Origin of the sequence: Phenylobacterium sp. (genome assembly GCF_036501465.1) — a bacterium.
Lineage (GTDB): Bacteria > Pseudomonadota > Alphaproteobacteria > Caulobacterales > Caulobacteraceae > Phenylobacterium.
This window is the reverse complement of the sequence record NZ_DASYAF010000130.1, coordinates 1-5,776: the sequence shown is the minus strand read 5'-3', so window position 1 is coordinate 5,776 and position 5,776 is coordinate 1. Positions and strand designations below refer to the sequence as shown.

The 5,776-nt window shown below is 68.6% G+C and carries 6 protein-coding genes; 2 read left to right on the top strand and 4 right to left on the bottom strand.

The annotated features are described in order from the left end of the window. Both VGL85_RS13715 and parS read right to left on the bottom strand, forming a co-directional pair. On the bottom strand, positions 1–440 hold a 440-nt coding region (locus VGL85_RS13715), incomplete at its 3' end, for an RES family NAD+ phosphorylase (RefSeq protein ID WP_331589509.1). Continuing rightward, entirely contained in the window at positions 437–868 is a 432-nt protein-coding gene (gene parS, locus VGL85_RS13710) for a type II toxin-antitoxin system Xre/ParS family antitoxin (protein WP_331589508.1), read from the bottom strand. The genes VGL85_RS13715 and parS, both read right to left, overlap by 4 nt. 154 nt (positions 869–1,022) lie before the next feature. Between parS and VGL85_RS13705 the strand changes: the two genes are divergently transcribed. Both VGL85_RS13705 and VGL85_RS13700 read left to right on the top strand, forming a co-directional pair. Continuing rightward, positions 1,023–1,256 carry a FitA-like ribbon-helix-helix domain-containing protein gene (locus VGL85_RS13705; protein WP_331589507.1) on the top strand — a complete coding sequence of 78 codons (234 nt, stop codon included), beginning with the start codon at positions 1,023–1,025 and terminating at the stop codon, positions 1,254–1,256. Beyond that, positions 1,253–1,663 carry a type II toxin-antitoxin system VapC family toxin gene (locus VGL85_RS13700; RefSeq protein ID WP_331589506.1) on the top strand — a complete coding sequence of 137 codons (411 nt, stop codon included), beginning with the start codon at positions 1,253–1,255 and terminating at the stop codon, positions 1,661–1,663. The genes VGL85_RS13705 and VGL85_RS13700 overlap by 4 nt, the downstream gene beginning before the upstream one ends. A 99-nt stretch (positions 1,664–1,762) precedes the next feature. On the opposite strand, the gene VGL85_RS13695 is transcribed toward VGL85_RS13700, so the two are convergent. Then, the gene (locus VGL85_RS13695) at positions 1,763–3,508 is read right to left on the bottom strand and encodes an ABC-F family ATP-binding cassette domain-containing protein (protein WP_331589510.1); all 1,746 of its coding nucleotides are present in this window, start codon (positions 3,506–3,508) and stop codon (positions 1,763–1,765) included. Positions 3,509–3,564: 56 nt separating this feature from the next. After that, positions 3,565–5,733, bottom strand: a complete 2,169-nt coding sequence (locus VGL85_RS13690) for a PBP1A family penicillin-binding protein (protein ID WP_331589505.1) — start codon at positions 5,731–5,733, stop codon at positions 3,565–3,567. Positions 5,734–5,776 lie beyond the last annotated feature (43 nt).

Genomic DNA, 5,776 nt, shown 5'->3' with positions numbered 1-5,776 from the left:
GCGGGACTCAGCAGCCGAGGATCGAGCCGAAAAGCTTCGTCACCGACCGGGCGCACCCGCGGCATGTCGGGATGGCGCACATTGATCAAGGCGTTCCGCTCCTGCGGCACGATTACGCTGGGGACCAGCAGAGCGAGGGCGGCGCCGCGAGCCAGGAAGTCGTCGCCGATCGCGAGGCAGGCCCCAGGGTCAGCCGGCGTCTGGTCCAGTCGCTCGATGCTCGCCGTCTCGGGAATATCGATCGCCAGCAGCCGGTAGTCGTCCGGCATGAGTTCAGCGGGAAGATCGAGATGGACCAGCACTTCCAGAACCGCGAGGCTCGGGCTGGCCGCCGCATAGATCATCGACCGGCCCGCCGAATTCCAGCGCCCGCCGTAGAGGCGCGCGCCTTCGCCATCCAACGCGGCGAAGGCGCCCTTGGCGAGCCGGTGAACGATCACGCCGCGAGGCCGTGCCCGATCCGCCCCAGCAGGGTCTCGACGCTGCGCGCGCCCAGGTCTGTGTCCGCCAGGGATAGGGGCGTCAGGCCGTCTAGAGCGCGGTTCTCCCGACCGAGCCAGGTCATGGCTTTTTGCGCGTCGCCAAAGGTCTCGTCCGCCGCCGCCACCAGCCGCACGAGCCGCATCAGCCGATCGGATTCCATCGGGTCCAGCGGCTGGGCGACGTCCTGCCGCCGCTTGAACGTCCGCCGCGCCAGTACGTGGCGTTCAATCGAATTGAAACTTAGCTGCGAGGCTTTGAGGAAATAGTCCACGGCCTCGGTCGGCACCCCCCGGCGCACCAGACGAACAACGTCGAGCTCGGTCCGCAGGGGCCCGGTGACGTCCTCGCCGCCCAGCAGTTCCTGAATTTTGGCGACGGCGGCCATGTTGTTATTCTGCGCAATTCGCCGGATGGATGCCGGCATTTTGTACGGTAAGCTTTTTCGGGTTGAACGCAAGGCCGTTTGGGCGGCGGTCGATCAGGTCTCTATCGAAATGCTACCGCCTTGCGTCACTGCTATCATGTGATAGCATATCTTCATGCCTCAGCTTCTGGTCAGAGATGTGCCGCGCGACGTGGTAGAGGCCCTGAAACAGCGGGCCGCTCTACATGGCCGTAGCGCGGAGGCCGAGCATCGCGCCATTCTTGAGCAGGCGTTGAGGGCTGGGCGGGAGAGTTTCCGCGCCCGCGCCGGACAGCTCCGAAACCAGACGGCCGGCCGGATCAGCGGCGAATCCGCGGACCTCATTCGCGAAGATCGCGACAGCCGGTGAGCATTGTCATCGATGCGTCCGTCGCGCTCAAATGGGTGTTGGACGAGCCCGGAAAAGAGGCCGCCGACGCTCTGCTCGATGAGGAGCTGATCGCGCCTGCCCTTTGGCTGCTGGAGGCGGCCAACGCCCTGTGGAAGCGCGCGCAGCGCCGCGAGATCAGCGCCATGGAGGCTACGGAGCGGCTGCTGGAACTTTACAACGCGCCAGTGGCGGCAACCGCCATCGCGGATGATCTGTCAGCCGCCGCCGATCTGGCCAATGACTTGGGTCATCCGGTCTACGACTGTCTTTATCTGGCGCTCGCCATCCGCGAGAACACCTATGTGGTCACGGCCGACCGCCGATTTCATGCCGTGGCCGATCAGTCGTCGGGGCTCAAAGGCGTGGTGCGGCTGTTGGCAGGGTGAGCGGCCGGCGCCGTGCTGATCAGCGCGGTCAGCGCCAGCGTCATCGGCGCCATTACCTTCTGGTCCTATGTTCGAGCGGTCTTGTAGCCAGCGCGGCGTTTACTGGCCCGTCGCCAGCGCTTCGCGCTTTTCTTCGAGTCCCAGCCATTCCTCCTCGGCCCCCGCCAGTTGCGCGCGAAGGGCGTCCAGGGATTTCATCAGCCGGTCGAAGCCGGCCGGGTCGCGGGCGTAGAGGTCGGGATCTTCCAGGCGGTGTTCCTGGGTCCGGATGTCCTCAGGCAGTTTCGCCGTCAACGCCTCTAGTTCCTCCAGCCGCCGCTGGTCCTTGTAGGACAGTTTGGCGGCGCGTTTGGGTGGGAGCGGCGCGGCCGCTGGGGCCGGCTTGGCCAGCGGCTCCGCTGCCGGGCCGCGTGCGAAAAAGCTCGGGTTCTGGCGGACGAAATCGCTCCAGCCGCCCGGCGTCTCGACCACGCGGCCCGCGCCATCCAAGGCGATGGTCGAGGTGGCCAGGCGATCGATGAAGTCGCGGTCGTGGCTGACCAGGATCAAGGTGCCGTCATAGTCGGCCAGCAGGTCCTCCAGGAGGTCCAGCGTGTCCATGTCGAGGTCGTTGGTCGGCTCGTCCAGCACCAGCAGGTTGGCGGGCGTCGCCAGGGCGCGGGCCAGCAGCAGGCGGTTGCGCTCGCCGCCGGAGAGGGTCGAGACCGGCTGGCGTAGCTGGCTGTCCTGGAACAGGAAATCGCGGGCATAGGCGGCGATGTGGCGGGGTCGGCCCTGGACCATCACCTGATCGCCGCCGGCAGGCGCCAGGGCGTCCCAAAGGGTGATGTCGGCCTTCAGGTCGGCGCGGGCCTGGTCGACATAGGCGATCTGCAGGTTCGAGCCGAGTTTCACTGATCCCGCGTCCGGCTCCAGTTCGCCCAGCAGCAGCTTGACCAGCGTGGTCTTGCCCGCCCCATTGGGGCCAACCACGGCGATGCGGTCACGGCGCTGAATGCGGGTGGAGAAACCCTTGACCAGGGTGCGCTCGCCGAAGGCCTTGGATATCCCCCGCGCCTCGATCACCCGCTGGCCCGAGGCCGCGCCGGCCTCGACACCCATGGTCAAGGGACGGGCCTGGTCGCGCAGCAAAGCTGCGCGCTGCTGGCGCATGGCGGCCAGCTCGCGGGCGCGGCCTTCGTTGCGGGTGCGCTGAGCGGTGATGGAGCGATAGAACCAATAGGTCTCCCGCTCGATCGCCTTGTTCAGCCGGCGCAGGGTCTCGGCCTGATCGGCGGCGATCTTGTCGGCCCAGGGCTGGAAGGCGCTGAACCCCTTGTCCAGCCGCCAGATCCGCCGGTCCTCCAGCCAGAAGCAGCGCCCCGTGGTGCGCTCCAGAAAGGCGCGGTCGTGGCTGACGATCAGCAGGGCGGCGCGGCTGGCGCGAAGCTCGGCCTCCAGGGTTTCGATGGCGAAGATGTCGAGGTGGTTGGTCGGCTCGTCCAGCAGCAGTACGTCGGGCTGCTCGGCGAGCGCCCGAGCCAGGGCGGCGCGCCGGGATTCGCCGCCGGAAAGGCCTTCGGTCGATCGGCCGGGCTCCAGGTCGAAGGTCTGCAGCGCCGCCTCGGCCTCGTGCGTCTGTGCCCCGCCCGCCGTCGCATAGGCCAGGAGGCTGGCGCCCGTGATCTCCGGCTCCTGCGCCAGCAGCACCACGCGCGTCGCGGGACGGAGGAACCGGTCGCCGCCGTCCGGCTCGATCTGGCCGGCCAGGATGCGCATCAGGGTCGACTTGCCCGCCCCATTGCGGCCGACCAGGCAGGCGCGCACGCCCGGTTCCAGGCCGAGGTCGACGCCGTCGAACAGCATGCGCGGCCCGTCGGCCAGGCGCACGTCCTTCAGCGCGATCAGGGGCGCCCTGGCGTTCAGGGCCTGGGGTCCGCTGATGGGTCCCGGGACGGCGCGGGCGGCGGCGCATCCGGGTCGGGCGACTGTTCGGCATCGGGCGGCGGCTGAGCGCCGGCGTCCTCCGCGGCCCGGTCGAAGTCGTGGGACAGGGAATCGTAGAACTCCGCGCGCGGATCGGCGCCGGGCTCTGGCGGCGCGTCGGAGGCGGCGGCCTCGGTCTGGTCGACATCGGCGCCGGTCTGCGCGCCAGCCTCGGCGGCGGCCATCCAGGCGAAATCGTGCGGCTCCAGATTGGCGTGGGCCACGATCATCATTCGCCGCCAGATCTCGGCCGGAATGGCGCCGCCGGTGATGTGGTTCATGGGCGTGTCGTCGTCGTTGCCCACCCAGACGCCACAGATCCAGTCGGGGGTGAAGCCGACGAACCAGGCATCGCGCCAGTTCTGGCTGGTGCCGGTCTTGCCTGCCGCCGGCCGGCCGAAAGCCGCACGCGTGCCTGTGCCCTCAAGCACGACGCCTTCCATCATTTTCACCATCTGGTCGGCGTGAAACGCGTCATAGACGCCGACCCCTGCCGATGGGGCGTGCTCGAACAAGATGTCGCCTCGTGTGGTGGTGATCGTCTGGATCAGATAGGTCTGGGTGCGATCGCCGCCCGTTTGGAACACCTGGTAGCCGGCGGTCAACTCCAAAAGGTTCACCTCGTAGGCGCCCAGCGCGATCGAAAGATCGGGGTTGGCTGGGATGCTGGCCAGGCCGAAGCGATGGGAAATCTCGCCCAGTTTGTCGCGCCCGACCTCGTCCGCCAGGCGCACGGCCACCGTGTTGATCGAATGAGCCAGGGCGTCGGCCACGGTCACCGGGCCGCGATAGCCGCCGCCATAGTTGCTGGGCGACCAGAGGCCGATGCGGATCGGCGCGTCCATGCGGATATCGGTCGGCTTCACCCCCTGCTCCAGGGCGGCGGCGTAGATGAAGGGCTTGAAGGCCGAACCGGGCTGGCGCTGGGCCTGGGTCGCGCGGTTGAAGGCGGAATCGCGGTGGCTGGTCCCACCGACCAAAGCGCGGATGGCGCCGTCGGGCGCGAGTAGGACCAGGGCGCCCTGGCTGACCCCCGCGCGGCGGCCGTTCTGAGCGATGGCGTCGCGCACCACCGACTGGGCGGTCGCCTGCAGGCTGGGGTCGATGGTCAGCCGCACCACCAGGTCGGGCGCCTGACCGCCGGAAATCTGCACCGCCTGGGCCGCGGCCATGTCCAGCACATAGCCATAGTCGCCTTCGCCCGGCGCCTCGGGCGCCAGCTTGGGCGGGGCGGCGAGGGCGGCCTCTTCGTCGCGGGGGCTGATCCAGCCCTCGATGCGCATGTTTTCCAGCACCAGGCGCGAGCGGCGCAGGGCCGCGGGCATGTCATTGGTCAGGGCGAGCCGCGTCGGCGCCTTGGGCAGGGCGGCCAGGAGCGCGGCCTCCTGCAGGTCGAGCTGGGCGGCGGGTTTGCCGAAATAGATCTGGGCGGCGGCGTCGATCCCATAGGCGTTATCGCCGAAGAAGATGCGGTTCAGGTACAGCTCCAGCACCTGATCCTTGCTCATCTGCTGCTCGATCCGATAGGCGATCACCGCTTCCTGGAACTTGCGGGTGAAGGTCTGGGCCGGTTTCAGGTAGAGGGTCTTGGCCAGTTGCTGGGTCAGGGTCGAGCCGCCCTGGACGGTGCGGTGGGCGCGCCAATTGGCCCAGAGCGCGCGTGAAATTCCCTGCAGATCGACCGGCCCGTGCTTGTAGAAGCGCCGATCCTCCGCCGCCAGGAAAGCGCGGGGCACGTAAGCCGGCAGCTCGCCAAGATGGACCGGATGGCCATGGCGAGGGCCGCGCGTGGCGATCACCTTGCCGGTCGCGTCTTCGAAGGTCATGCCCGGCGCCTGATTGACCACCACCAGGCTCGAATTCTCCGGAATGTCCGGCACGCCTTGCAGCAGCTGGCCGACCTCCCAGGCCGCGCCCAACCCGGCGGTCAGGATCACCACCAGAATGACAGTCAGGACCACGGCCCAGGTGCGCAGCCGGCGACGTCGCTTGACCCGCCGCGGCGGTGAAGCCGCCTGCCGCCCGCGGCCGAACACCGGCGGCCCTGGCGCGGGCGGCGGCGGGGGGCTGGAGGTCGGCGAAGGTTCGTCGGGCTGGTCGGTCACGCGCTAGACTGTGTTTTTGAGCGGGCTATCCGCCCGAAACGCC